At 73.9% G+C, this 22,572-nt stretch carries 21 protein-coding genes and 3 pseudogenes; 16 read left to right on the top strand and 8 right to left on the bottom strand.

Going from position 1 to position 22,572, the window contains the following annotated elements:
• Positions 1 to 55: 55 nt before the first annotated feature.
• The 5 genes from MF408_RS05385 to MF408_RS05365 all read right to left on the bottom strand — a co-directional run bounded on the left by MF408_RS05385 (position 56) and on the right by MF408_RS05365 (position 4,815).
• Positions 56 to 358, bottom strand: a complete 303-nt coding sequence (locus tag MF408_RS05385) for a hypothetical protein (RefSeq protein WP_240250555.1) — start codon at positions 356 to 358, stop codon at positions 56 to 58.
• 434 nt (positions 359 to 792) lie between these two features.
• The gene (locus MF408_RS05380) at positions 793 to 1,248 is read right to left on the bottom strand and encodes an ATP-binding cassette domain-containing protein (RefSeq protein ID WP_240250554.1); all 456 of its coding nucleotides are present in this window, start codon (positions 1,246 to 1,248) and stop codon (positions 793 to 795) included.
• 324 nt (positions 1,249 to 1,572) lie between these two features.
• On the bottom strand, positions 1,573 to 2,697 hold the full coding sequence (locus MF408_RS05375) for a branched-chain amino acid ABC transporter permease (RefSeq protein WP_240250553.1): 1,125 nt from the start codon (positions 2,695 to 2,697) through the stop codon (positions 1,573 to 1,575).
• A complete protein-coding gene (locus tag MF408_RS05370) occupies positions 2,681 to 3,559 on the bottom strand; it encodes a branched-chain amino acid ABC transporter permease (RefSeq protein ID WP_240250552.1) in 879 nt (292 codons plus the stop codon). The genes MF408_RS05375 and MF408_RS05370 overlap by 17 nt, the downstream gene beginning before the upstream one ends.
• Positions 3,560 to 3,591: 32 nt before the next feature.
• The gene (locus MF408_RS05365; RefSeq protein ID WP_240250551.1) at positions 3,592 to 4,815 is read right to left on the bottom strand and encodes an amino acid ABC transporter substrate-binding protein; all 1,224 of its coding nucleotides are present in this window, start codon (positions 4,813 to 4,815) and stop codon (positions 3,592 to 3,594) included.
• 131 nt (positions 4,816 to 4,946) lie between these two features.
• Between MF408_RS05365 and MF408_RS05360 the strand changes: the two genes are divergently transcribed.
• The 3 genes and pseudogenes from MF408_RS05360 (at position 4,947) to miaB (ending at position 8,662) form a co-directional block, all read left to right on the top strand.
• A complete protein-coding gene (locus MF408_RS05360) occupies positions 4,947 to 5,978 on the top strand; it encodes a LacI family DNA-binding transcriptional regulator (protein WP_240250550.1) in 1,032 nt (343 codons plus the stop codon).
• Positions 5,975 to 7,120 (top strand): glycerate kinase, encoded by a 1,146-nt coding sequence (locus MF408_RS05355; RefSeq protein WP_240250549.1) that lies wholly within the window; start codon positions 5,975 to 5,977, stop codon positions 7,118 to 7,120. The genes MF408_RS05360 and MF408_RS05355 overlap by 4 nt, the downstream gene beginning before the upstream one ends.
• Positions 7,121 to 7,161: 41 nt before the next feature.
• Positions 7,162 to 8,662, top strand: a pseudogene (miaB, locus tag MF408_RS05350) (tRNA (N6-isopentenyl adenosine(37)-C2)-methylthiotransferase MiaB).
• 123 nt (positions 8,663 to 8,785) lie between these two features.
• On the opposite strand, the gene MF408_RS05345 reads toward miaB, so the two are convergent.
• Positions 8,786 to 8,965, bottom strand: a complete 180-nt coding sequence (locus MF408_RS05345; RefSeq protein WP_240250548.1) for a hypothetical protein — start codon at positions 8,963 to 8,965, stop codon at positions 8,786 to 8,788.
• 48 nt (positions 8,966 to 9,013) lie between these two features.
• Here MF408_RS05345 and MF408_RS05340 point away from each other — a divergent pair, with 48 nt between their 5' ends.
• Genes MF408_RS05340 through MF408_RS05330 form a run of 3 tightly spaced genes read left to right on the top strand, consistent with a single transcriptional unit; the run spans position 9,014 to position 11,366 of the window.
• Positions 9,014 to 9,688: a hypothetical protein gene (locus MF408_RS05340; protein ID WP_240250547.1), complete on the top strand. Its 675-nt coding sequence runs from the start codon at positions 9,014 to 9,016 to the stop codon at positions 9,686 to 9,688.
• Positions 9,689 to 9,715: 27 nt separating this feature from the next.
• Positions 9,716 to 10,447: a peptidase E gene (locus MF408_RS05335; RefSeq protein WP_240250546.1), complete on the top strand. Its 732-nt coding sequence runs from the start codon at positions 9,716 to 9,718 to the stop codon at positions 10,445 to 10,447.
• 1 nt (position 10,448) lies between these two features.
• On the top strand, positions 10,449 to 11,366 hold the full coding sequence (locus tag MF408_RS05330; RefSeq protein ID WP_240250545.1) for an aminoglycoside phosphotransferase family protein: 918 nt from the start codon (positions 10,449 to 10,451) through the stop codon (positions 11,364 to 11,366).
• A gap of 214 nt (positions 11,367 to 11,580) precedes the next feature.
• Here MF408_RS05330 and MF408_RS05325 read toward each other — a convergent pair whose 3' ends face one another.
• Entirely contained in the window at positions 11,581 to 12,057 is a 477-nt protein-coding gene (locus MF408_RS05325) for a helix-turn-helix transcriptional regulator (protein ID WP_240250544.1), read from the bottom strand.
• On the opposite strand from MF408_RS05325, the gene MF408_RS05320 reads away from it, so the two are divergent.
• Together MF408_RS05320 and MF408_RS05315 are read left to right on the top strand one after the other, a co-directional pair.
• Entirely contained in the window at positions 12,038 to 12,634 is a 597-nt protein-coding gene (locus tag MF408_RS05320; protein WP_240250543.1) for a hypothetical protein, read from the top strand. The genes MF408_RS05325 and MF408_RS05320 overlap by 20 nt on opposite strands.
• Positions 12,635 to 12,853: 219 nt before the next feature.
• The gene (locus tag MF408_RS05315; protein WP_240250542.1) at positions 12,854 to 14,962 is read left to right on the top strand and encodes a sigma-70 family RNA polymerase sigma factor; all 2,109 of its coding nucleotides are present in this window, start codon (positions 12,854 to 12,856) and stop codon (positions 14,960 to 14,962) included.
• Between the two features lie 655 nt (positions 14,963 to 15,617).
• Here MF408_RS05315 and MF408_RS05310 read toward each other — a convergent pair.
• A complete protein-coding gene (locus MF408_RS05310) occupies positions 15,618 to 16,118 on the bottom strand; it encodes an NUDIX domain-containing protein (protein ID WP_240250541.1) in 501 nt (166 codons plus the stop codon).
• Positions 16,119 to 16,223: 105 nt separating this feature from the next.
• Between MF408_RS05310 and miaA the strand changes: the two genes are divergently transcribed.
• From miaA to dapF, 8 genes and pseudogenes are all read left to right on the top strand, one after another.
• A complete protein-coding gene (miaA, locus tag MF408_RS05305; RefSeq protein WP_240250540.1) occupies positions 16,224 to 17,144 on the top strand; it encodes a tRNA (adenosine(37)-N6)-dimethylallyltransferase MiaA in 921 nt (306 codons plus the stop codon).
• Positions 17,145 to 17,192: 48 nt separating this feature from the next.
• Positions 17,193 to 18,116: a helix-turn-helix domain-containing protein gene (locus tag MF408_RS05300; RefSeq protein WP_240250539.1), complete on the top strand. Its 924-nt coding sequence runs from the start codon at positions 17,193 to 17,195 to the stop codon at positions 18,114 to 18,116.
• Complete coding sequence (locus MF408_RS05295) at positions 18,116 to 18,673, top strand: dihydrofolate reductase family protein (RefSeq protein WP_240250538.1); 558 nt, start codon at positions 18,116 to 18,118, stop codon at positions 18,671 to 18,673. The genes MF408_RS05300 and MF408_RS05295 overlap by 1 nt, the downstream gene beginning before the upstream one ends.
• Before the next feature lie 532 nt (positions 18,674 to 19,205).
• A pseudogene (locus MF408_RS24990) lies at positions 19,206 to 19,334 on the top strand (gamma-glutamyltransferase); the annotation flags it as partial.
• Positions 19,300 to 20,241: pseudogene (locus tag MF408_RS05290) on the top strand (gamma-glutamyltransferase); the annotation flags it as partial. The pseudogenes MF408_RS24990 and MF408_RS05290, both read left to right, overlap by 35 nt.
• Before the next feature lie 61 nt (positions 20,242 to 20,302).
• Positions 20,303 to 20,863, top strand: coding sequence for a gamma-glutamyltransferase (locus MF408_RS05285; protein ID WP_240250537.1), 561 nt, complete (start codon positions 20,303 to 20,305; stop codon positions 20,861 to 20,863).
• 24 nt (positions 20,864 to 20,887) lie between these two features.
• Positions 20,888 to 21,523, top strand: a complete 636-nt coding sequence (locus tag MF408_RS05280) for a pyridoxamine 5'-phosphate oxidase family protein (protein WP_240250536.1) — start codon at positions 20,888 to 20,890, stop codon at positions 21,521 to 21,523.
• Positions 21,516 to 22,385, top strand: coding sequence for a diaminopimelate epimerase (gene dapF / locus MF408_RS05275; protein WP_240250535.1), 870 nt, complete (start codon positions 21,516 to 21,518; stop codon positions 22,383 to 22,385). The genes MF408_RS05280 and dapF overlap by 8 nt, the downstream gene beginning before the upstream one ends.
• Positions 22,386 to 22,572: the final 187 nt, after the last annotated feature.

Raw genomic sequence — 22,572 nt, 5'->3', positions numbered from 1 at the left:
GTCGCGGGCTGGTCGACCGGCTGGATCGGTCGGCTGGATCGGTCGGCTGGGTAGGTCAGAGGGTCGGGCTGGTCGCGGGCCGGCCACCGAGGTAGAGCTCGGCGAGCTGCGGGTCGGCCAGCAGCTCGGGCGCGGGGCCGGAGATGTGGACGCGGCCCAGGTCGAGCACGCAGCCGAGGTCGGCGGTCTCCAGCGCCCGGCGGGCGTTCTGCTCGACGAGCAGGACGGCGGTGCCGGCGTCGCGCATCCGCACCACCTGCTCGAACACGGTGGCGGTCGCCTTGGGGTCCAGGCCCATCGACGGCTCGTCGAGCAGCACCACCTGGGGGCTGACCATCAGCGAGCGGGCGAACTCCACCTGCTTCTGCTGGCCGCCGGAGAGGGCGCCGGCGAGCGCGTCCCAGCGGTCGGCGACGACGGGGAAGAGCCCCCTTGACGAAGTCGATCCGCTGGGCGATCTCCGCCTTGTCGCCCAGGGAGTAGGCGCCGAGGAGGACGTTCTCCTCGACGGTCATCTCCTTGAACACGCTGTGGCCCTGCAGCACGTGGGAGAGACCGGCGGCCAGCATCTTCTGCGGGTTGCACCCGGTCACGTCGGTGCCTGCGACCCGGATGGTGCCGGCCCTGGGCGGCAGCATCCCGCTGGCGACCTTGAGCACGGTGGACTTGCCGGCGCCGTTGGGGCCGACCAGGCAGACGATCGTGCCGGGCGGCACCTTGACCGTCAGCCCCCGCAGCACCAGGGCGGCGCGTCCGTAGCCGGCCTCGATGTCGTCGAGCTCGAGCAGGTACTCAGATGCCAAGGTAGGCCTCCAGGACTCGGGGGTCGTTCTGCACGACCGAGGGCGGGCCCTCGCAGATCGGTCGACCGCGGTCGAAGACGACGACGTGGTCGGACAGGCTCATGACGAGCTCCATGTTGTGCTCGACGACGACAAACGTCCGGCCCTCCGCGTTGAGGGAGCGCACCAGACCGGCGATGCGGTCGATGAGCGCGGGGTTCACCCCGCCGGCCGGCTCGTCGAGCATGATCGTCTCCGGGTCGGCCATCAGCACGCCGGCGAGCTCGAGCAGCTTCTGCTGGCCGTAGGAGATGTCGCGGGCCTCGGCCCGCTCCAGGTGCTCGATGCCGACCCGGGTGAGCAGCTCGCGGGCCCGTTCGACGTCGTCCGCGTGGTGGGCGGAGGTGAGCATCCGCGACAGGCCGCCGGGGCGCACGGCCGCGAGCACGTTCTCCAGCACGGTCATCCGAGGGAAGACCCGGCAGAGCTGGAAGCTGCGGCCGATCCCCCGCCCGTGCGATCCGGTGCGGGGCCCTCCCGGTGACGTCACGCCCGCGGTAGGAGACGGCGCCGGCGTCGGGCCGGATCATGCCGGTGACGCAGTTGAAGAAGGTCGTCTTGCCCGAGCCGTTGGGACCGATCAGCGCGTTGACCTTGCCGTGGTGGAAGCGCACGGTCGCGTCGTCGACGGCCTGGACGCCGCCGAACGCCTTGCTCAGGCCCTCGGTGGCGAGGCCGACCTCGGCCGGCTCGGCGGGGGTCGACCCGCCGGTCTGGTGTTGGGTGGTGGTCACGACCGCGCTCCTTCCGCGACGTTGCGGGCGGTGTCGCCCGGGCCGCCCGGTGGCTCCTCGCCCGCCTGGCCGAGCCGCCGCTGCTCGGCCAGCTCGGCCTGGGTGACTTCGCGGATCGAGGAGGCCTGCGGCGTGAAGCGCTTCACCAGGCCGGTGAGCGCGGGGATGATCCCGTCGGGCATGAACAGCACGACGATGCCGAGCAGCAGGCCGAGCGCGACCAGGTGGAACTGGGTGTCGCCGTACTCGGCCTTGAAGAACTCCAGTGCGTAACCGACGATCACCGCGCCCAGCAACGGGCCGAAGAGACTGCGGATGCCGCCGAGGAGGCTCATCAGGACCATGTAGGCGCCGACCAGGATCGAGAACTGGAAGATCGGGTCCAGGAACCCGAACCACAGCGCGTACAGGCCGCCGCCCAGCGCCGTGAAGAACGCCGAGATGACGAACGCCACCAGCTTGTAGGAGAAGGTGGGCACGCCCAGCGCCTGCGCCTTGTCCTCGTCCTCACGGATCGCCTTGAGGCCGATGCCGAACCGGGAGCGGTCGATGACCCACCACAGCAGCAGCGCGACCGCCAGCAGGCCGGCGTGGATGTAGAAGAACCGCTCGTGCTGCTCGGGTCGGAGCACGTCGGGGCCGAACGGCCGCGGGACCCGCAGTCCGTTGGAGCCGCCGGTGAGCTCGCTCCACGACTGGAAGACGAGCAGCATGATCAGCACCAGGGCGATCGAGACGATCACGAACGAGGCGCCGCGCACCCGCAGGCTGGCGATGCCGACCGGGACCGCCACCACGGCGACCAGGAGTCCACCCGCGAGCAGGGCGAGCCAGGGGTTGATGCCGGTGTGGATGACCAGCAGGCCGGTCGCGTAGCCGCCGAGGCCGGAGTACGACGCGTGGCCGAGCGACATGTAGCCGGTGAAGCCGCCGACGAAGTTCCACGACGTCGCGAGCACGGCGTAGCTCATGATCACGACGCCGACGGACAGGATGAACGGGTTGGCGGCGAGCATCGGGAACGTGACCACCGCGACCACCAGGGCGAGCAGGCCGACGGCCTTGAGCGCGGTGGCGAGGCCGGCGCGCGGGGCGCGCACGGTGTCAGAAGCGCTGGGCAAGACGACCTCCGAAGAATCCTTGCGGGCGGAGCATCAGGGTCAGGAACAGCGCGACGTAGAAGAACGTCTGCGCCCACGTGGTGCCGAGCGGGATCTGGAGCAGGCTCTGACCGAGCCCGAGCACCATCGCAGCGATCGCCGCGCCCGGGATGCTGCCCAGGCCGCCGACGACGATGATCGCCATCAGCGGGCCGATCCAGTGCCAGTGCAGCGACGGGTAGATCGTGGAGTCCAGGGAGAGCGCGGTGCCGCCGACCGCGGCGGTGGCGAGGCCGATCCCGAAGCCGTAGCCGGCGATCCGCTCGGTGTTGATGCCGACCAGCCGGGCGGCCTCGGGGTGCTGGATCGTCGCCCGGAGCGCCTGTCCGAACTTGGTCCTCGTGAGGACCAGGAACAGGGCGAGCAGCGACGCAGCCGCGAGCCCGAACGCGATCAGCTTCACCACCGCGATGTTGGCGCCGAGGACCTCGAAGTCGCCGCCGCCGTAGGACAGGCGCACCCGTCGCTGCGTGCCGGTGAAGACGTAGCCGAGCAGCCCCTCGATGGTGAGCGCGATGGCGAAGGTCAGCAGCACCGACATCATCGTCATCGTCGCCGGCCGGAGCCGCGCGATCAGCAGGCGCTGCATGCCGACGCCGACGAGGAAGAACAGCGGGACGGTGGCGACCAGCGAGACGAGCGGGTCGATCCCGGTCTCGGTGGAGAACCACCAGGCGAGGTAGGCGGCGAGGATGAGGAACGCGGAGTGGGCGATCATCACCACCCGCATCACGCCGAAGTAGAGCGTGAGGCCGGCCGCGAGGAGGGCGTACAGCCCTCCCAGCAGCACGCCGAGCACGATGCTCTGCAGGAGCAGGGACATGGGGAGTCAGGCTCTCCTTCCGGGCTTCCGGGTCACCACTCGGGCTTGACCGGGACGATGTCCGCCTCGGCCTGGTCCTCGGGCAGCACGATGCGGATCTCGCCGTCGACGTACTGCTGGATCAGGTGCGCGCCCTGCGGCTTGCCGGTCTCGTCCCACGACAGCGGCCCGACGACCGTGTCGACCTCGTTCTCGTGCAGCCAGTCGATCAGCTCCTGCTGGCACTCCGGGTCGGGATCGGCGCAGCCGACGGCCTCGACGGCCGCGGCGACGACCTCGCCGGTGCTCCAGGCGTTGGCCTCGTCCTCACCCGGTGGGTTGCCGTGCATCTCGGTGTAGAACTCGACGAACTCCTGGTTCGCCGGGAACGGCGCCTCGGGCGTGTAGCCCGTGGGGGAGAGGATGCCCTCGGTCTGCTCGCCGATTGCCTCCGGGAACTCCGGGTTGGTCGGCGCGGTCGAGAACGCGGCCATCTTCGGCTGGTAGTCGAGCTGCTGCAGCGCGATGATCAGGTTGACCGCGTCCTGGTACTGCGTGCCGCCGATGACGATGTCGGCGTCGCTGTTGGCGATCTTGGCCGCGATGCTGCTGAAGTCGGTGGTGTTGGGCGGGTAGACCTCGTCGACGACGAGCCGGACGCCCATCTCCTCCAGCCGGTCCCGCAGTCCGTACGCCGTGCCCATGGCGAACGGGTCGTCCATCGACGCCACCGCGGCGGTCTCGGGCCGCTGGCCGGCGGGCATCTGCTCGATGTAGTCGGCGAGGTGGTCGTAGTGGTCGTCGGCGACGGCGGGCGCGGCGTAGAAGAGGTTGTCGAAGCCCTGCTCGAACACCTCCGGGGCGGCGCCCGCGGGCTCGACGAACAGGAACCCGTAGTCCTGGGCGACCTGCGCGGCCGGGATCACCAGCCGGGTCGAGAACGGGCCGAAGACCAGGTCGACGCCGTCCTGGTTGATCAGCTTCTCGTAGTCAGAGGCGACCCGGTCGGCGTTCGACTGGTCGTCGAGGATGGTGAGCTCGACCTGCTTGCCCAACAGGCCGCCGTTCTCGTTGACGTACGCGGCCCATGCCTCGTAGCCCCGCTCCACGCCCTTGCCGGGCTCGGAGAAGTCGCCCGTGAGGGGCAGGGAGATGCCGATGTCGATCGTGTCGTCGTCGTCGCCGCCGTCGTCGGCCCCGCCGCTGATGCAGCCGGTGAGGGCGAGGCTGCCGACGATCGCGGCGGCAGAGATGCGCAGGGTGGTCGGAACCTTCATGACGCTCCTCGAGGTGCGGACGTAAGCGCTTTCGTAAGCGCTTTCTGGTACTCTAAGCACGGCCGGGCGGCTGTGGCAAGGGTCACAGGCGGCCGAACCCGGACAGCCGAGCCAGCAGCAGGGGAGTGTGCGTGGAGAGGAACAGGACGACGCTGCGGCTGCAGGACGTCGCGACGGAGGCCGGGGTGTCGATCGCCACGGCGTCGCGGAGCCTGTCCGGGGCGCCGGGAGTCAGCGAGGCCGTGGCCGAGCGGGTGCGGGAGGTGGCCCGGCAGATGGGCTACGTCGCCAACGTCCACGCCCGCAGCCTGGCGGCGGGAACCTCGCGCTCGGTCGGGCTCGTCGTGCACGAGATCGGCGACCCTTACTTCGCCGAGATCGCCACCGGGGTGCTGCGGGTCGGGGCACGGGAGGGCCTCACCGTCCAGATCTGCCACACCGGGCGCGACTCCGAGCGCGAGCTCGACCAGATCCGGATGCTCGTCGCCAACCGGGTCGGCGCCATCGTGGTCGCGGGCTCCGGCTTCGTCGACCCCGCCCTGCAGGCGGCGGCCAAGTCGGACCTCCAGGCCTACCGGGCCGCCGGCGGCCGGGTCGCGGTCATCGGACGACACCACCTGGGTGTCGACGCCGTGCTCCCCGACAACGTCGGGGGCGGGCGCGCGGTCGCGGAGCACCTGCTCGACCTCGGCCACCGCCGGATGGCCATCGCCACCGGCTCCCGGCAGCTGACGACGATCGTCGACCGGCTGGCCGGCGTGGCGGAGGCGTTCGCCGGCGCGGGGCTCGACTTCTCCGGGGTGCCGGTCGTCGAGGCCGAGTTCACCCGTGCGGGCGGCAAGCTCGCCGCGGAGCGGATCCTGGCCGACCATCCCGAGGTGACCGCGGTGCTGGCGCTCAACGACGACATGGCCATCGGCATCCTGTCGGTGCTGCGCGCCCGCGGCATCCGGGTGCCGGAGCAGGTCTCGGTCGCCGGCTTCGACGACGTGACCGTGGCGCAGGACCTGGCGCCGTCGCTGACGACCGTGCGGCTCCCGATGGTCGACATGGGGGAGCAGGCGCTCGAGCTCGCGCTGCGCGACCCGGCCGTGCGGCCCCGGCGCCGGGTCGCCGGGGCCGATCTCGTCGTCCGCGACTCGACCGCCCCGCCCCCCGCATGACCCGGGCGCCGCGGGTGCTGGTGGCACCCGACAAGTTCAAGGGATCGCTCGACGCGGCGGGCGTCGCCGCGGCGGTCGCGCGGGGCGTCGGCCGCGCACGTCCGGATGCCGAGGTCCGCTGCCTGCCGGTCGCCGACGGCGGCGACGGCACTCTCGCCGCGGCGCTGGCCGCCGGCTTCGACCGGGTCGAGGTCACGGTCGCCGGCCCGACCGGGGCTCCGGTGCGGACGGCGTACGGGCGGCACGACGACACCGCCGTGGTCGAGATGGCCGACGCCTGCGGGCTCGATCGCCTCCCCGGCGGCCGGCCCGATCCGCTCGGGGCTTCCTCGCGCGGCCTCGGCGAGGTGGTCGCGGCCGCGCTCGGCGCCGGCTGCCGCCGGTTGGTCGTGGGGATCGGCGGGAGCGCCAGCACCGACGGCGGTGCCGGCCTGCTGCGGGCCCTCGGTGCTCGGGTGCTCGGAGCCGACGGCCGTCCGGTCGCCGAGGGTGGCGCCGCCCTGCGCGACGTGGAGCGCCTGGACCTGGCCGGGCTGCACCCGGCGCTCCTCTCGGCGGAGCTCGTCGTGGCGTGCGACGTCGACAACCCGCTGACCGGCCCGACCGGGGCGGCGCACGTCTACGGGCCGCAGAAGGGCGCAGGATCCGGCGACATCGTGCTGCTCGACGGCGCGCTCGACCACTGGGCCGACCTGGTGGCGGAGGCGACCGGCGCCGACCGGCGGGCGACCGCCGGCGCCGGCGCCGCCGGAGGCGTCGGGTTCGCCGCGGTGGCCGTGCTCGGCGCCACGCTGCGGCCCGGGATCGACCTGGTCCTCGACCTGGTGGGCTTCGACGATGCCGTGGCCGGCTGCGACCTGGTCGTCACCGGCGAGGGAGCGCTCGACGAGCAGAGCCTGCACGGCAAGGCTCCGGTCGGGGTCGCCGCCCGGGCGCGACGAGCGGGCGCGTCGGTCGTCGCGGTCTGCGGCCGGCTCGCCGTGCCCGACGCGGACCTGCGCGCCGCGGGCATCGGGACCGCCCACGCGCTGCTCGACCTCGAGCCGGACGTCGATCGCTGCATCGCAGAGCCCGGTCCCCTGCTCGAGCGTCTCGGCGAGCAGATCGCGTCGGGGCACCTCGACCCCGCGCAGCCGGGCTGAGTTCTTCGCCCAGCGGCCGGCCGCCGTACCCTGGACCGGTCATGACCAGCACCGCCCTGCCCCGCACCTACCAGGTCCGCACCTACGGGTGCCAGATGAACGTCCACGACTCCGAGCGCCTCTCCGGGCTGCTGGAGGACGCGGGCTACGTCGCCGCGCCCGAGGGCGAGACGGCCGACGTGGTGGTGTTCAACACCTGCGCGGTGCGGGAGAACGCCGACAACCGGCTCTACGGCAACCTCGGGCACCTGGCGCCGGTCAAGGCGAAGCGGCCCGGCATGCAGATCGCGGTCGGCGGCTGCCTCGCCCAGAAGGACCGCAGCACGATCACCCGGAAGGCGCCGTGGGTCGACGTCGTGTTCGGCACCCACAACATCGGGTCGCTGCCGGTGCTGCTCGAGCGGGCCCGGGTGCAGGAGGAGGCGCAGGTCGAGATCCTCGAGTCGCTCGAGGTGTTCCCGTCGACGCTGCCGACCAAGCGGGAGTCGGCGTACGCCGCCTGGGTGTCGGTGAGCGTCGGCTGCAACAACACCTGCACGTTCTGCATCGTCCCCAGCCTGCGCGGCAAGGAGAAGGACCGCCGGCCCGGGGAGATCCTGGCCGAGGTGGAGGCGCTGGTCGCCGAGGGCGTCTCGGAGGTCACGCTGCTCGGGCAGAACGTCAACAGCTACGGCGTCGAGTTCGGCGACCGGCAGGCGTTCTCCAAGCTGCTCCACGCCTGCGGCGACGATCGAGGGGCTGGAGCGGGTGCGGTTCACCAGCCCGCACCCGGCGGAGTTCACCGACGACGTGATCGAGGCGATGGCCGAGACGCCGAACGTGATGCCGCAGCTGCACATGCCGCTGCAGTCGGGCTCCGACCGCGTGCTGCGGGCGATGCGCCGCTCCTACCGGCAGTCGAAGTACCTCGGCATCATCGACCGGGTGCGCGCGGCGATGCCCGAGGCGGCGATCACGACCGACATCATCGTCGGCTTCCCCGGTGAGACCGAGGAGGACTTCCGGGCGACGCTCGACGTCGTGCGGCAGGCCCGGTTCGCCGGTGCGTTCACGTTCCAGTACTCCAAGCGCCCCGGTACGCCGGCCGCCGAGCTGCCCGACCAGGTCGCGCCCGAGGTGGTGAAGGACCGCTACGAGCGGCTCGTCGACGTCGTCAACGAGATCGCCTGGGACGAGAACAAGCGACTGGTCGGGCGCGAGGTCGAGCTGATGGTCGCCGAGGGCGAGGGCCGCAAGGACGCCGCCACCCACCGGCTCTCCGGCCGCGGCCCCGACAACCGGCTCGTGCACTTCGAGGCCGACTTCTCCGCCATCGGCGGCGCCGCCCCCCGGCCCGGCGACATGGTCACCGTCGGCGTCACCTACGCCGCCCCGCACCACCTCGTCGCCGACGGCCCGGTGAAGGCTCTGCGCCGCACCCGCTCCGGCGACGCATGGGAACGGCGCACCGCCGCCCCGACCCCCGACCCGGCCGGCGTCTCCCTCGGCATGCCCGCGGTCGGCGTACCGGCTCCGCTGCCGGACGCGCCCGTCTGCGGGTGAGGTCGGTGGGGTGTCGGGATTGCCCGTCACGTTGAGGTTTCCCCGGTCGACCGGGGATCCCTCCACTTGTCGGGCAAAGCATTGCCGGACATGTTGAGGTTTCCCCGGCCGACCGGGGAAAACTCACGTCCCCGCGCCCACCCCGCCCCCTGACCCCTCCGCCTCGTCCAGCCGCGCGTGCAGCCGGGCGCGTACCTCGTCGGGGGTGTAGGAGCGGCGTTCCCGCTCCTGGCGGGCGATCGCCACGCCGGTCGCCGCGACGCCGGCGACCCCGGCGAGGCCGAGCCACTTCCACAGCCGCATGCGGGCAGGTTAGCCCGGAGCGGGGCCGGTGGCAGGCATGATGCGAGCGTGCTCGACATCGACGAGGCGGTCCGGATCACGCGCACCGGCGACCTGTGGCTGTTCCGCGGCCGCACCGCCGCCGACCGCGCCATCCGCGCGGTGACCAACGCGCCGGTCAACCACGTCGGGATGGCGATCGTCGTGGACGACCTGCCGCCGCTGATGTGGCACGCCGAGCTCAGCAAGGCGCTGCTCGACGTCTGGAGCGGGTCGCACCACCGCGGCGTCCAGCTGCACGACCTCGGGGACGCCGTGCGGCGGTGGCGCGACACCTACGGGCAGGCTTCCTGGATGCGGCAGCTGGCGCCCGAGGTCGGTCGCGCGGAGGAGGACGCCGCGCTCCGGGCGGTCGCCCGGCTCGACGGGGTGTCGTTCCCGAGCACCACCCGGCTGGCGACGCGATGGCTCCGCGGCCGCGGTGCCTACCTCCCGCGGCGGCGCCGCAGTCGGCGGGTCCGGCCGGAGGCGGCGTTCTGCGCCGAGACGGTGGCGCTGACCCTGCAGGAGATGGGCGTCGTGGCCGACGACCGCAAGGCGCACTGGTTCGATCCCGGCACGTTCTGGAGCGGCGCCCACCTGCCGTTGCAGCCCGGCTGGAGCTATGGCGAGGAGATCCAGGTCGGCCCGCCGCCGGACCCGTCGCGGGCGGTGCCCGACAGCCGCACCCGGTGGCGGCTCTGAGCCACCGGGGCGTGCCAGGATCGGTCCATGCCGGCTGACGCACCCACCATCCTCGCCACGTCCGGCGGCGCCGTGAGCGGCACCCGCACGAGGTGGGAGGTGGGGCCGTTGACGTCGTACGCCGTCGAGCTCGCCGGCGTCAGCGGACGGGCGCCGCGCGTGTGCTTCCTCGCGACCGCGTGCGGCGACAACCCGCAGGTGATCCGCGACTTCTACGACATGGCCCAGCTCGTGGGCTGGTCGGCGAGCCACCTGCAGCTGTTCACGATGCCCAACGTCGCCGACGTGCGGGAGCTGCTGCTCGGCCAGGACGTGATCTGGGTCTGGGGCGGCAGCGTCGCCGGGCTGCTGGCGATGTGGCGGCTGCACGGGGTGGACGCGGTGATGCGCGAGGCGTGGGAGGCGGGCGTGGTCCTCACCGGTGTCTCCGCCGGGTCGATCTGCTGGCACGTGGGCGGCACGACCGACTCGTTCGGCCCCGACCTGCGACCGGTGACCGACGGGCTCGCGCTGCTGCCCTACGCCAACGGCGTCCACCACGACTCCGAGGAGCAGCGCCGTCCGGTCTTCCGGTCGCTGGTGGCCGACGGCACCCTGCCGACCGGCTACGCCACCGACGACGGCGCCGGCGTCCTCTACCGCGGCACCACCATGGTGGAGGCGCTCACCGAGCGCGACGGCGCCGCGGCGTACCTCGTCGAGCGGGGACCCGACGGCAGGGCCACCGAGACCCGGCTCGACGCCCGGCGTCTCCGCTGACGTGGACCCGTTCCTGGACGCCGGCGTCTCGCTGCAGCCGCTCGAGGGCGGCTGGTCGGGCGAGACGTTCCTCGCCGAGGCCGGCGGTGAGCGCACGGTGGTGCGCGTCTACGCCGACCCGCGGCATCCGGCGGAGGCCGCCGAGACGACGGCGGCGCTGCTGCGGCTGGTGCGCGGGCTGCTGCCCGTGCCCGCGGTGCGCGAGGTGCGCCGTGCCGACGCCGCCTCCGGTACGCCGGCCCTGCTGGTCACCGAGCTGCTGCCCGGCGTGCGCGGCGACCTGCTGCTCCCGACCCTCGACGCCGCCGCGCTCCGCACGGCCGGCGCGGCGGTCGGCCGGGTCGCCGCCGCGCTCGCCGGCATGCCCACCGTGCGTGCGGGGACGTTCGCCGGTGGTGACCTGGCGATCGACCCGTTCGACCTCGACCTGTCCGAGTGGGTGGAGCGGCACCACCCGGCGCTGGCCGACCGCGGCTGGTCGGCCGCCGACGTCGATCGGCTGCTCGGCGTCTGCGGCGACGCCCACGCCCTGCTCGACACCGTCGACCGCACCTGCCTGGTGCACAGCGACCTCAACCCCAAGAACCTGCTCCTCGACCCGACGTCGCTGCAGGTCACCGGGGTCGTCGACTGGGAGTTCGCCCACAGCGGCAGCCCGTTCACCGACCTCGGCAACGTGCTGCGGTTCGACCGCGACCCGGCGTACGTCGACGCGGTGCTCGAGGCCTGGGCCGAACGCCGTTCTGCGGACGCCTCCGGCCCGCCGCCGGCAGCCGACCTCCTGCAGCTCGCCCGCGCCGCCGACCTGCCGGCGCTGGTCGAGCTCGCCTCCCGCGAGGGCGCCAACCCGGTGGCCGACCGAGCGGCCGCGCTGCTGCGGGAGGTCGCTCGCACCGGCGACCTGTCGGCCGTGGCGTGACCTGCGGGCCATGAATTGCGGGAGGTGAGCTGCGGGAGGTGGCGCGGGCCGGGGCCCGCGCCACCTCCCTGCGGTGTCCGTCGCCTCCCCCACGAAGGCGACGGACACCGCCGACCCCCGATCGGCCCGTGACGCCCCCCCAGACGCCCCGGACCGATCGGCCCTCCCGGGATCGCTCCCTCCGGTCTCCCTCCGGTGGCCCCGTCGGTCCGCCTCAGCCCGTGGCGTGGTCGGCCACGCGGGCGGTCCGGTCGTCGCCGCAGGGCACCGAGAGCAGCACAGGGCGCGTTGGAGCCGCGTCCCGTGCCTCACCTCGGCGCTGCAGGGCCAGGGACGTGCGCTTCATCCGCAGCAGCAGCGCTGCGGACGGGGTGACGGCGCCCGAGACGTACGTCGAGAGCCGCGACGGCGAGGTGCCGAGCCACTCCGCGAACTCGCGCTGGGTGACCCCGCTCAGCGCGACCAGGCTCCTGATCTCCTTCGCGACCAGCTCGCGCTCCCGCTCCTTCGACAGCTCGCGGCAGAGCTCGATCACGTCGGCCACGACGCGTTCGAGGTGCGGGCCCAGCTCGCGGGCCAGCTCGACCAGGCGGTAGGAGTACGGCGACCAGGGGCCCGCCACGACCATCGACAGGTGGTGCCGCCACTCCACGACCGTGCCGCGCTCCGCGATGTCGACGAACTCCTCCACGCTGTCGAGCGTGGGGGACCGTCCAGCTCTCGTCGATGCCCGCGACCAGCAGGTGGTGACCGGTCGCGGCGGACGCCGCGGCCACGTCGTCGGGGACCCGGTCGGCGAGGTCGGCCGCGAGCAGGCGGCGTACCGCCGTCGTGGTGAGGGGCAGGCCGGGGTTCGTCTCCAGGACCTGGCCGCAGCGGTGGTGGACCCCGGCCAGCCGTCGGTGGCCGAGCTGGTCCGCGAGGTCGGCGGTCGTGGCGTGGTCGGCGGGCTCGTCGAAGAGCGCGACGGCCACCAGGTTGGCCATCACGGCGCAGTTGCGGACCGCCCGCGGGTCGTTGCCGTGCTGGGCGAGGAGTTGGAGGAACCGGTGCCAGGTCTGCCGGTGCGCCGGCAGCATCCTGCGGTCGTCCCGGTCGAGGACGTCGCAGACGATGTCGACCAGCGGCGCCTGCTCGGGCCGGGCGTAGCGGGCCGCGGCGAAGTGCCGCCGCAGGGCCGCTGCCGTCGCCGTGGGCGGCTTCGCCCCCGGTCGCGGTCGGAACGGCACCACCGACGCGTTGCCGGGCCGGTCGGTGCTGGGGTGTGACGTCGTCATCTTCTGTCCGTTCGGTTGTTGCTCTCCGCAGCGCTCCTCGCGAGCGCGTCACCGAACCAGACGCACGCACCACGTGAACATCACGCGGTTTCTCGAATTTTTCTTTTTCCGGGTTAGATGAGGTTCATCATGGTGAGGCGGATCGACCGGGCGGGCCGCCTCGCCGGCGTGATGCAGGGGTGTCGCGCCGAGAGACCAAGAGGCTGAACCGTGTCGGAAGGAACGTCCGCAGAGAACCGCCCGGCTGACGACGTGCTGCTCGCCCGGGCACGGGCCGGCGACACGGGCGCGTTCGAGGAGCTCTACCGCGCGCACGTCGAGGGAGCGCGGCACCTCGCGCGCATCCTGGTGGGCACCGAGCACGCCGACGAGCTGACCGCCGAGTCGTTCGCGCGGGTGCTCGCCCAGCTGCGGGCAGGCAACGGCCCGACCAGCAACTTCCGCTCCTACCTCCACGTCACGATCCGCAACGGCTACCGCGACGGCCTGCGCGCGACCCGCGAGGCGCCGGCGTCGGACCAGCCGTGGCTCTTCGACGACGCGGAGCCGGCGGCGGAGGAGATGGTCGACGGCTTCGACGAGACCGTCGCCGTCGACGCCCTCTCCAGCCTTCCCGAGAGCTGGCAGCGGGTGCTCTGGCACGTGGAGGTCGAGGGACGCAAGCCGGGCGAGGTCGCCACGATGCTGGACATGCGGCCCGGCGCCGTCTCCTCGCTGGCGCACCGCGCCCGGGAGGGCCTGAAGCGCGCCTACCTCGACCTGCAGGTCGGCCCCGGCCCCGCCGCGCAGCAGTGCCGGTGGACCCACGCCCGGATGAGCCAGTACGCGCGCGGCGACCTCGGCGACAAGGCGCGGTCGCGGTTCGAGGCGCACGTGTCCGGGTGCGTCACCTGCAGCACGGCGTTCGCGACCGTCGAGGAGGTCAACCGCAAGCTGGCGGCGTACGTGCTGCCGGTCGTCCTCGTCGCGGTGGCCCCCGGGTCCGGCAAGGCGTTCCTGTGGCTGTGGGGGACCGGTGGCCTGGCCGCGGCCGGCGGTGGCTCGGCGGGCGGTACGTCGGGTGGGACCGTCAGCGGTGGACCGCTGCGCAGCCTGGGCAACCCGGGGCCGGCGGTGGCGGCGTCGGTGGCCGTCGTGGCCGCGGTCGCCGCGACCGTGTGGGGTCTCACTGCCGCCAGCGGCGACCAGCGCGAGCGGGTCCGCAGCACGGCCGAGGAGCCGTCGCCGGTGATGCCGACCGTCCCGTCGACCACGCCGCCGCGGGTCGATCCCGGGCAGCGGCCGGACCCGGGCAACCGGCCGGATCCTCGGGAGCGGGACGAGCGGGAAGAGCGGCCGCCGGAGGCCCCCGTCGTCACGACCGACGGCCCGGTCGACCCGGTGCTGCCGACGACACCGCCGGCCGACGAGCCCACTGATCCCGCGACCCCATCGGATGACACGCCGGACGACCCGGACCCGGTGCCGGTCGTCGTACGGCCGGTCGCTCCGGCGGTGCAGCCGATCACCGTGTGCGAGACCTACGGCTCGGTGCGGCTGCCGTCGACGACCGGGGTGACCTACCGGCTCGAGGGTGGTCGCGAGGGCCCGTGGTCGGTGGTGGCCGCCGCGCAGCCGGGCTACGTCCTGGCCGAGGGCGCGCAGACCCGGTGGAGCGGCGACCTCGGCCCGTGGTTCGCGTGCGACGTCACGCTGGGCCGGACGTCGGTGTCGCAGGTGACCCCCGGGTCGGGGGAGTGGCGGATCACCACGGGCGTGGACGTGCCGGCCGGCGGGCCGCGCGCGATCGAGCTCCTCCTCGACCTCACTGACACCCCGACCGGCCTGGTGCAGGCCGGCGGCGACGGCTGGACGTGCACCCGCGTCGCGCTGGAGATGATGAGCTGCACCTTCGACTACGCCGGCACCGCCCCCGGCCCGGTGTCGATCGTCGCCAGCGGCCTCCCGTGGATCGCCGGCACCATGACGCTCCTCGTCGACGGCGTGGAGGTGGACTCCCGCTCGTTCCTCCGGCTGTTCCGCACGCCGTCGGAGGAGCGTGGCGAGCGTGCCTCCTCGCCCGCTGCTGCCCCCGCCCCGCCGGCGCCCGAGGAGCCGGTGGTCGAGGAGCCGGTGGTCGAGGAGCCCGTGGTCGAGGAGCCCGTGGTCGAGGAGCCCGCGGTCGAGGAGCCCGCGGTCGAGGAGCCCGCGGTCGAGGAGCCCGTTGTCGAGGAGCCGGTGACCGAGGATCCGGCGGCCGACGAGCCGGCGGCCGACGAGCCGGTGACTCAGGAACCGGAGGCCGACGAGCCGGTGACCGACGATGCCCTGGTGGGTTGAATCGGGCCTCGTGGCGTGTTGAATCCGGCCTTGTGGTGTGTTGAATCCGGCGTCGTGGCGGGTTGATTCGGGCCTCGTGGCGTGTTGATTCCGGCCTTGTGGTGGGTTGATTCGTACGTCGTGGCGAGCGCGGATCACCACAAGGCCCGACTGGACGCACCACGAGACCCGATTCGGCACACCACGAGACCCGATTCGGCACGCCACAAGGCCCGAATCAACGCGCCACGAGGCCCGATTCGACCTCGTCGCCGCAGGGGTCAGGCGGTCGACTCCTGGTCGGGGCGGGGCTGGGCCTCGTTCTCCTGGGTCGCCTCGGTGTCCGTGTCGTCGGGCTCGGTGGTCTCGGCCGGGAGCTCGTCGTCGGTGGCGGGGTTGCGGGAGGGGGTCGGGGTCGCGGCCCAGGGTGCTGTAGGCGCCGTCGCCGCCCACGCCCGGTACGGCGTGCGGACCGCCCGGCGGCGGGTCCGGCTGCTCGATCTTCGGCTTCGGCAGGTCCGACGTCGGCCGGTACTGCTCCGGATCGGAGTGCCCGGACTCCTCGGTCGACTGCTCACTCATACGTGTCTCCCCTCCTCGTCCCGAGGGGTGGTGCCCGCAGGCGCGCGGTTCATGCGGTGCAACCTGCTGCGGCGGCTGCGACAGCTGCCGCGCGTCAGAACCCGTACGCCGTCAACGGGGCCAGCGTCCCGTCGCGCAGCCCCTCGAGCACGACCCGCTCGTGCGGCACGACCGGCTCGGGCAGCGCGTCGAGCGGGAACCAGCGCAGGTCGGCGCACTTGGCCGGCTCGACGATCCGCGGCTCGCCGCGCCAGGACCGGGCGGCGAAGAAGAAGTCGATCCGCTCGTCGATCGGCAGGTCGTGGGCGGTGCGCTGCATCGCGGTGAGGAACTCCAGCTCGAGGTCGGCGACGTCGACCTCCTCGGCGGCCTCCCGGCGCGCGGCCGCCACCGCGGTCTCGCCGCGCTCGACGTGCCCGGCCGCCGCGGCCGCCCAGTGCTCGTCCATGTAGCCCGTGCCGCGGCGGAGCTGGAGCAGCACCTCCGTGCCGCCGTACCCACCATCAGCACCGTCGACCGGTCGCAGCAGGAAGACGTACGCCGCCGGCACGACCACGAACCGCTCGGCGCCCGTCGCCGGGTCGTGGACCGTCATCGCGTCGGCCTCCCGGTCTTTCCGTCCCGCACGCGTCGCCCCCGCACCGGTCGGCCCCACCCGGGCCGCGTGCGGCCACCTAGCCACCGGCGGGGGACTGGACCCATGCCCGCCGCGCCGCGACCCGTGCCGATCGTCGCGATCGTCGGCCCCACGGCCGCGGGCAAGACGGGGCTCTCCCTCGACCTCGCCGAGGCCCTGGGCGGCGAGGTCGTCAACACCGACGCGATGCAGCTCTACCGCGGCATGGACATCGGCACGGCGAAGCTGCCTGCCGCCGACCGCCGCGGGATCCCGCACCACCTCCTCGACCGGCTGACGGTGCGCGACCCGGCGACGGTGGCGGAGTTCCAGGGGTGGGCGCGGGAGGTGGTCGCCGACCTGCGGGCCCGCGAGCGGGTGCCGGTGCTCGTCGGCGGGTCGGCGCTCTACACGCGGGCGGTGCTCGACCGGTTCGAGTTCCCCGGCACCGACCCGACGCTCCGGGCCCGGTGGGAGGCCGAGCTCGAGGAGCGCGGACCGGCGGCGCTGCACGCGCTGCTGGCCGAGCGCGACCCGGAGGCCGCGGCACGGATCCTCCCCGACAACGGACGCCGGGTGGTCCGGGCACTGGAGGTCATCGACATCACCGGGCGGCCGTTCTCCGCGACCCTCCCGCAGCTGGAGTACGCCGACCCCGCCACCGTGCAGGTCGGCGTGCGGATCGACCGCGACCTGCTCGAGCAGCGGATCGCGCAGCGCGTCGACGCGATGTTCGACGCCGGGCTCGTCGACGAGGTGCGCCGGCTGCTCGACGAGGGCCTCGCCGAGGGCCGCACGGCATCGCGGGCCATCGGCTACCGCCAGGTGGTCGCCCACCTCGCGGGGGAGCTCACCCTCGAGGAGGCACGGGACCGGACCGTGGTCGCGACCCGGCAGTTCGCCCGCCGCCAGCTGGCGTGGTGGCGCAACGACCCGCGGATCCACTGGGTCGACCACGACGACCCGGACCGGGTCGAGCGGGCCCTCGCCGTCGTCGCGGGCTGAGCAAGAACGGTCAGGCGCCGGCCTCGCCCGCGCGCCAGAATCGTCGTCATGACCGACACCCCGCGGGACCGGCTCCGCGAGCTGCTCGACGCGGTCCTCGACGAGGACAACCGCACGCTGGCCGACATGGCCGACGACGCCTACGCGTCGCCGTACCACTTCAACCGCACCCTCTCCCGCGCCGCCGGCGAGGCGCCGGTGGCGATGCGGCGCCGGGTGATGCTCGAGCGCGCAGCGTGGCAGCTGCGCGGTGGGGCGACGGTGACCGAGGCCGCGTGGGCGGCGGGCTACGAGTCGGTCGAGGGGTTCAGCCGGGCGTTCACCCGCGCGTTCGGGCACCCGCCGAGCACGCCGGCCGAGAGCCATTGGCTGCCGGCCCCCAACGGGATCCACTTCCACCCGCCGATGTCGCTGTGGGTGCACACGAAGGAGCAGCCCATGGACCCGCTCACCGGCCAGCTCCTCGAGCACGACCTCGACGACACCCGTGACCTGATCGAGGTGGCCAAGGGGCTCGGCGAAGCGGCGTTCCGTCAGCCGCGGCTCCCGGGCCTCACGGTGCTCGACTGGGACGGCCCGGAGGAGTCGGTCGCCGCGGTGCTCGAGCACCAGGTGCGGTCCAAGGAGGTGTGGGTCGCGGCGATCGAGGGCGCCGACTGCCCCGGGCACGAACCCGACCCCGACGCGGCCGCGCTGCTCGACCGGCACGACGCCGTCGCACCGCGGTGGCTGGCCGCCGTACGCGACATCGACCGCCGCAACGCCTGGGACGACCGGCTGATCGACGCCCTCTGCGACCCGCCCGAGAGCTTCGTGGTGAGCGCCGTCGTCGCGCACGTCCTCACCTACGCCGCCCACCGGCGGCAGCTCGCCCGACAGATGCTCGTCGCCGCCGGCGCCCCGATCGCGCGCGACGGCGGCGACCCGATCAACTGGCTCCGCGCCCGCCGCGGGGAGGAAGCAGGAACCTGATGCCCAAGGCCGTCTACTACACCGCCACCACGCTCGACGGCTTCCTCGCCGACCCGGACGATTCGCTCGCCTGGCTGCTGCGCCAGCCGCAGGACACCGCGGCCGCCGGCGACTTCGACTACGACGCGTTCATCAAGGACATCGGAGCGATCGTGATGGGCTCGACGACCTACGAGTGGGTCCTCGCCCACGAGCCCGACAAGTGGTACTACGACATGCCCGCCTGGGTGATGACCACCCGCGACCTCGCGATGCCCGCGGTCGACGGGGCTGACGTCCGCTTCGCCTCCGGTGACGTCCGCCGGGTGTACGACGACATGGTGGCCGCCGCCGGCGGCAAGGACCTCTGGGTCGTCGGCGGCGGCGACCTCGCCGGCCAGTTCGCCGACGCCGGGCTGCTCGACGAGGTGGTCGCCACGATCGCGCCGGTCACCCTCGGCGCCGGCCGCCCCCTCCTCCCGCGCCGCCTCGAGCTCGAGCTCCTCGAGACCGCCCGCAACGCCGGCTTCGTCTGCGCGCGCTACCGGGTCGACGGGCGGTTGCTCGAGGACCGGTGAGGCTGGGCGGGGGCTGGGGCTGATGGGGGTGGTGGGGGTGGTGGGTCGCGCCGCGACGTGAGGTTTCCCCGGTCGACCGGGGAAACCTCAACTTGTCGGGCAAAGCATTGCCGGACAAGTGGAGGTTCTGCCCGTCACGTCGCCGACCGACAACGGCGGGACAGCGGCCCCGCCCGCACCCGTACGACGACCGCCCGCCGCCCCGAGACACACCCGCCGTCCGCGTGGCATGGTGAAGGGGTTCGGCTCTCGGGAGGACCCATGTCTCGTCGCACCACCGTCGCGGCGGCCGTCGCCGCCTCCGCGCTCACCCTGACCCTGCTCGGCGCCGCCACCGGCCCCGGCACTGCGGCCACCAACACCGCGACCAACACCGCCACCACCGCACCCACCACAGCCACCACCGCCACCACCCCAGCCGCCCGAGACCGCGGCGGCCCGCCGTGGCCGCCGGTGAAGACCCCGACCGCGGTCGGTCACGGCGGGGCGGTCAGCTCGGTCGACGCCGACGCGTCGCGGGTGGGGGATCGAGGTGCTGCGCAGGGGCGGCAACGCCGTCGACGCGGCGGTCGCCACGGCGGCCGCGCTCGGGGTGACCGAGCCCTACAGCGCGGGCATCGGCGGCGGTGGCTACTTCGTCGTCTACGACGCCCGGTCGGGCCGGGTGCACACGATCGACGGCCGGGAGACGGCGCCGGCGGGCATCACGCCGGACGCGTTCATCGACCCGGCCACCGGCGAGCCCCTACCCGTTCACGCCCGACCTGGTCACCAGCGGCGTCTCGGTCGGCGTGCCCGGCACGCCGGCGACGTGGGAGGAGGCGCTCGACCGCTGGGGCCGGCTGTCGCTGCGCCGCGCGCTGGCCCCGGCCGCCCGGCTCGCGCGCCGCGGGTTCGTCGTCGACCCGACGTTCCGGCTGCAGACCCGGGAGAACGCGGAGCGGTTCCGCACGTTCGCGCCGACCATCGACCTGTTCCTCGACGACGGCCTGCCGCGGGTCGGGTCGCGGTTCCGCAACCCGGACCTGGCCCGCACCTACCGGCTCCTCGGCAAGCGCGGCGTCGACTGGTTCTACGAAGGCCGGCTCGCGGCGGAGATCGCCCGCGTCGTGCAGGCGCCGCCGCTCAGCGGCCAGACCGACCTCCCCGCGCCGCCGGGCAGCATGACGACCGCCGACCTCGCCGGCTACCGGGCCCTCGTCCAGCGGCCGACGCGCACGACGTACCGCGGCCACGACGTCTACGGGATGGCGCCGTCGTCGTCCGGCGGCACGACGGTGGGCGAGGCGCTCAACATCCTCGAGCGGTTCGACCTGCGGTCGATGGAGCCCGCGGAGGCGTTGCACCACTACCTCGAGGCGACCGCGCTCGCGTTCGCCGACCGCGGCGCCTACGTCGGCGACCCGGCGTACGTCGACGTGCCCGTCGCCGACCTCCTCGACGACGACTACGCCGCCGAGCGCGCGTGCGGCATCGACCCCGACGCAGCGGCGCCCAAGCCGGTCCCCGCCGGCGACGTGACGTCGTACGACGGCGCGTGCCCGCCGACCACCGCGCCGGACGACGACACCCCCGACACCGAGGGCCTCTCCACCACCCACCTCACGACCGCCGACAGGTGGGGGCAACGTGGTGGCCTACACGCTCACCATCGAGCAGACGGGCGGGTCGGGGATCGTCGTGCCCGGCCGCGGGTTCCTGCTCAACAACGAGCTCACCGACTTCACGACGGTCTACGACGAGGACGACCCCAACCGGATCGAGCCGGGGAAGCGGCCGCGGAGCTCGATGTCGCCGACGATCGTGCTGGAGCACGGCCGGCCCGTGCTCGCGCTCGGCTCGCCGGGCGGCTCGACGATCATCACCACGGTGCTGCAGGTGCTGCTCAACCGGCTCGACCTCGGGATGTCGCTGCGGGAGGCCGTGGCGGCGCCGCGCGCCGCGCAGCGCAACACCGCGGCGGTCACCGCGGAGCAGGCGTTCATCGACGCCTACGGGTCCGTGCTCGACGACTACGGGCACGTGCTGTCGGTCGCCGGCGCACCCGGCACCAGCGCCGCCGAGATCGGTGCCGTGGCGGCGATCGAGCTCCGGCGGCACGGCACGATGGTCGCCGTCGCCGAGCCGCGCCGGCGGGGCGGCGGGTCGGCGCTCGTCGTCCGCCCCTGGCGCTGGCCCGGGCACCGGTAGCCGCCGAGCCCTACCCTGGAGGGGGTGACGACCAGCGCCTGGACGGAGATCACCGACGCCGCCGAGCTCACGGCGCTCCTCGGGGAGCCCACCGAGCGGGTCGCGAACAAGGTGCGCTCCGCACTCACCGAGACCGACCGTGCCTGGCTGGCGGCGTCGCCGTTCTGCGTGGTCGCGACCGCCGACGCCGACGGACGGTGCGACGTCTCGCCGAAGGGCGACCCGGCCGGACGGCTGGCCCACGTCGTCGACGACACGACGATCGCGCTCGCGGAGCGGCCCGGCAACCGGCGGGCCGACGGCTACCGCAACGTCCTGACCAACCCGCACGTCGGGCTGCAGTTCCTGATCCCCGGCCGCGGCGACACGCTGCGCGTCAACGGTCGCGCCCGGCTCGTCCGCGACGCCGACCTCCTCGACGCGATGGTCGTCGAGGGTCACCGGCCGGCGCTGGCGCTCGTCGTCGAGGTCGAGGAGGTCTTCCACCACTGTGCGAAGGCCTTTCTCCGCTCCCGGCTCTGGCAGCCGGAGACCTGGGCACCCGAGGCGGGCGTCCCGCGCCGCGCCGTCGTCGCCCAGCAGCACGAGGCCCCGGACGTGCCGCTCGAGGTGCTCGACGCGCACTACGGCCCGCGCTACGAGGAGCGGCTCTATGGCTGAGCTGCCCGGCACGCCCTACCCGTTCCTCAAGGGCCACGGCACCGAGAACGACTTCGTGCTGCTGCCCGACCACGACGGAGTCGTGCACGGTGAGCTGTCGGCGGCGCGGGTGCGCGCGCTCTGCGACCGCCGGGCCGGCATCGGCGGCGACGGCGTGCTGCGGGTGATCCGCACCGAGCACGTCGCCGCCGGTCGCGGGCAGGACGCCGCGTGGTTCATGGACTACCGCAACGCCGACGGCTCGTTCTCCGAGATGTGCGGCAACGGAGTCCGGGTGTTCGGGCGCCACCTCGCCGAGCGCGGCCTCGTCGACCCGTCCGCGCCAGTGCCGGTCGCGACCCGCGCCGGCGTCAAGACCCTGGAGTTCGCGGGTGGTCGCGCCGACGGGGAGATCACCGTCGACATGGGCGCGCCCAAGCTGCTCGGCGACACCGAGGTCGCCGTCACCGACCATGGCGGGCGGCGACGGTGGAGCGCGCGGCACGTCGACATGGGCAACCCGCACGCGGTCGTCCTCCTCCCCGAGGGCGACGACCTCGCCGACGCCGGCGCGCTCCTCGACCCGCCGGCGTACGACCCGGCCGTCTACCCCGAGGGCGTCAACGTGGAGTTCGTCGTACGCCGCGCGCCTCGGCACGTCGCGATGCGCGTGCACGAGCGGGGGTCGGGGGAGACCCGCTCCTGCGGCACCGGCGCGTGCGCGGTGATGGTCGCCGCCGCCGAGGCCGACGGCGGCGCGCGCGACGTCGACTACCGGGTCGACCTCCCGGGCGGCACCCTGCGGATCCGGTGGACGGCCGACGACCGGGTGCTGATGACCGGCCCCGCGGTGGTCGTGGCGGAGGGCACCACGGCGCTCTGACGGCGCTCGGTGCGGCCGATCGCACCGGTCCGCGACGATCGGGCGCGCGCGGCCTCGGTCCCCCGAGACTGGATGGACGAAAGGGGGTCCGGATGCTCGCAGCGCTCAACCAGCTCGTCGACGCCGTCGAGGACGCCGCCGGTGAGGAGACCGACGTCGCCGCGGTGGCGGCGCGGCACGGGACGAC

The sequence above is a fragment of the Nocardioides sp. TF02-7 genome (genome assembly GCF_022437945.1).
Classification (GTDB): Bacteria; Actinomycetota; Actinomycetes; order Propionibacteriales; family Nocardioidaceae; genus Nocardioides.
The sequence above is the reverse complement of the archived record's forward strand: the minus strand, read 5'-3'. Positions and strand labels throughout refer to the sequence as shown.

What these genes read in the sequence shown, in the direction of transcription:
- MF408_RS05380 (WP_240250554.1), bottom strand. Translation starts at nt 1,248, where the DNA reads ATGACCGTGCTGGAGAACGTGCTCGCGGCCGTGCGCCCCGGCGGCCTG.
- MF408_RS05370 (WP_240250552.1), bottom strand. Translation starts at nt 3,559, where the DNA reads ATGTCCCTGCTCCTGCAGAGCATCGTGCTCGGCGTGCTGCTGGGAGGG.
- MF408_RS05365 (WP_240250551.1), bottom strand. Translation starts at nt 4,815, where the DNA reads ATGAAGGTTCCGACCACCCTGCGCATCTCTGCCGCCGCGATCGTCGGC.
- MF408_RS05355 (WP_240250549.1), top strand. Translation starts at nt 5,975, where the DNA reads ATGACCCGGGCGCCGCGGGTGCTGGTGGCACCCGACAAGTTCAAGGGA.
- MF408_RS05345 (WP_240250548.1), bottom strand. Translation starts at nt 8,965, where the DNA reads ATGCGGCTGTGGAAGTGGCTCGGCCTCGCCGGGGTCGCCGGCGTCGCG.
- MF408_RS05335 (WP_240250546.1), top strand. Translation starts at nt 9,716, where the DNA reads ATGCCGGCTGACGCACCCACCATCCTCGCCACGTCCGGCGGCGCCGTG.
- MF408_RS05320 (WP_240250543.1), top strand. Translation starts at nt 12,038, where the DNA reads ATGTCGACGAACTCCTCCACGCTGTCGAGCGTGGGGGACCGTCCAGCT.
- MF408_RS05310 (WP_240250541.1), bottom strand. Translation starts at nt 16,118, where the DNA reads ATGACGGTCCACGACCCGGCGACGGGCGCCGAGCGGTTCGTGGTCGTG.
- miaA (WP_240250540.1), top strand. Translation starts at nt 16,224, where the DNA reads ATGCCCGCCGCGCCGCGACCCGTGCCGATCGTCGCGATCGTCGGCCCC.
- MF408_RS05300 (WP_240250539.1), top strand. Translation starts at nt 17,193, where the DNA reads ATGACCGACACCCCGCGGGACCGGCTCCGCGAGCTGCTCGACGCGGTC.
- MF408_RS05295 (WP_240250538.1), top strand. Translation starts at nt 18,116, where the DNA reads ATGCCCAAGGCCGTCTACTACACCGCCACCACGCTCGACGGCTTCCTC.
- dapF (WP_240250535.1), top strand. Translation starts at nt 21,516, where the DNA reads ATGGCTGAGCTGCCCGGCACGCCCTACCCGTTCCTCAAGGGCCACGGC.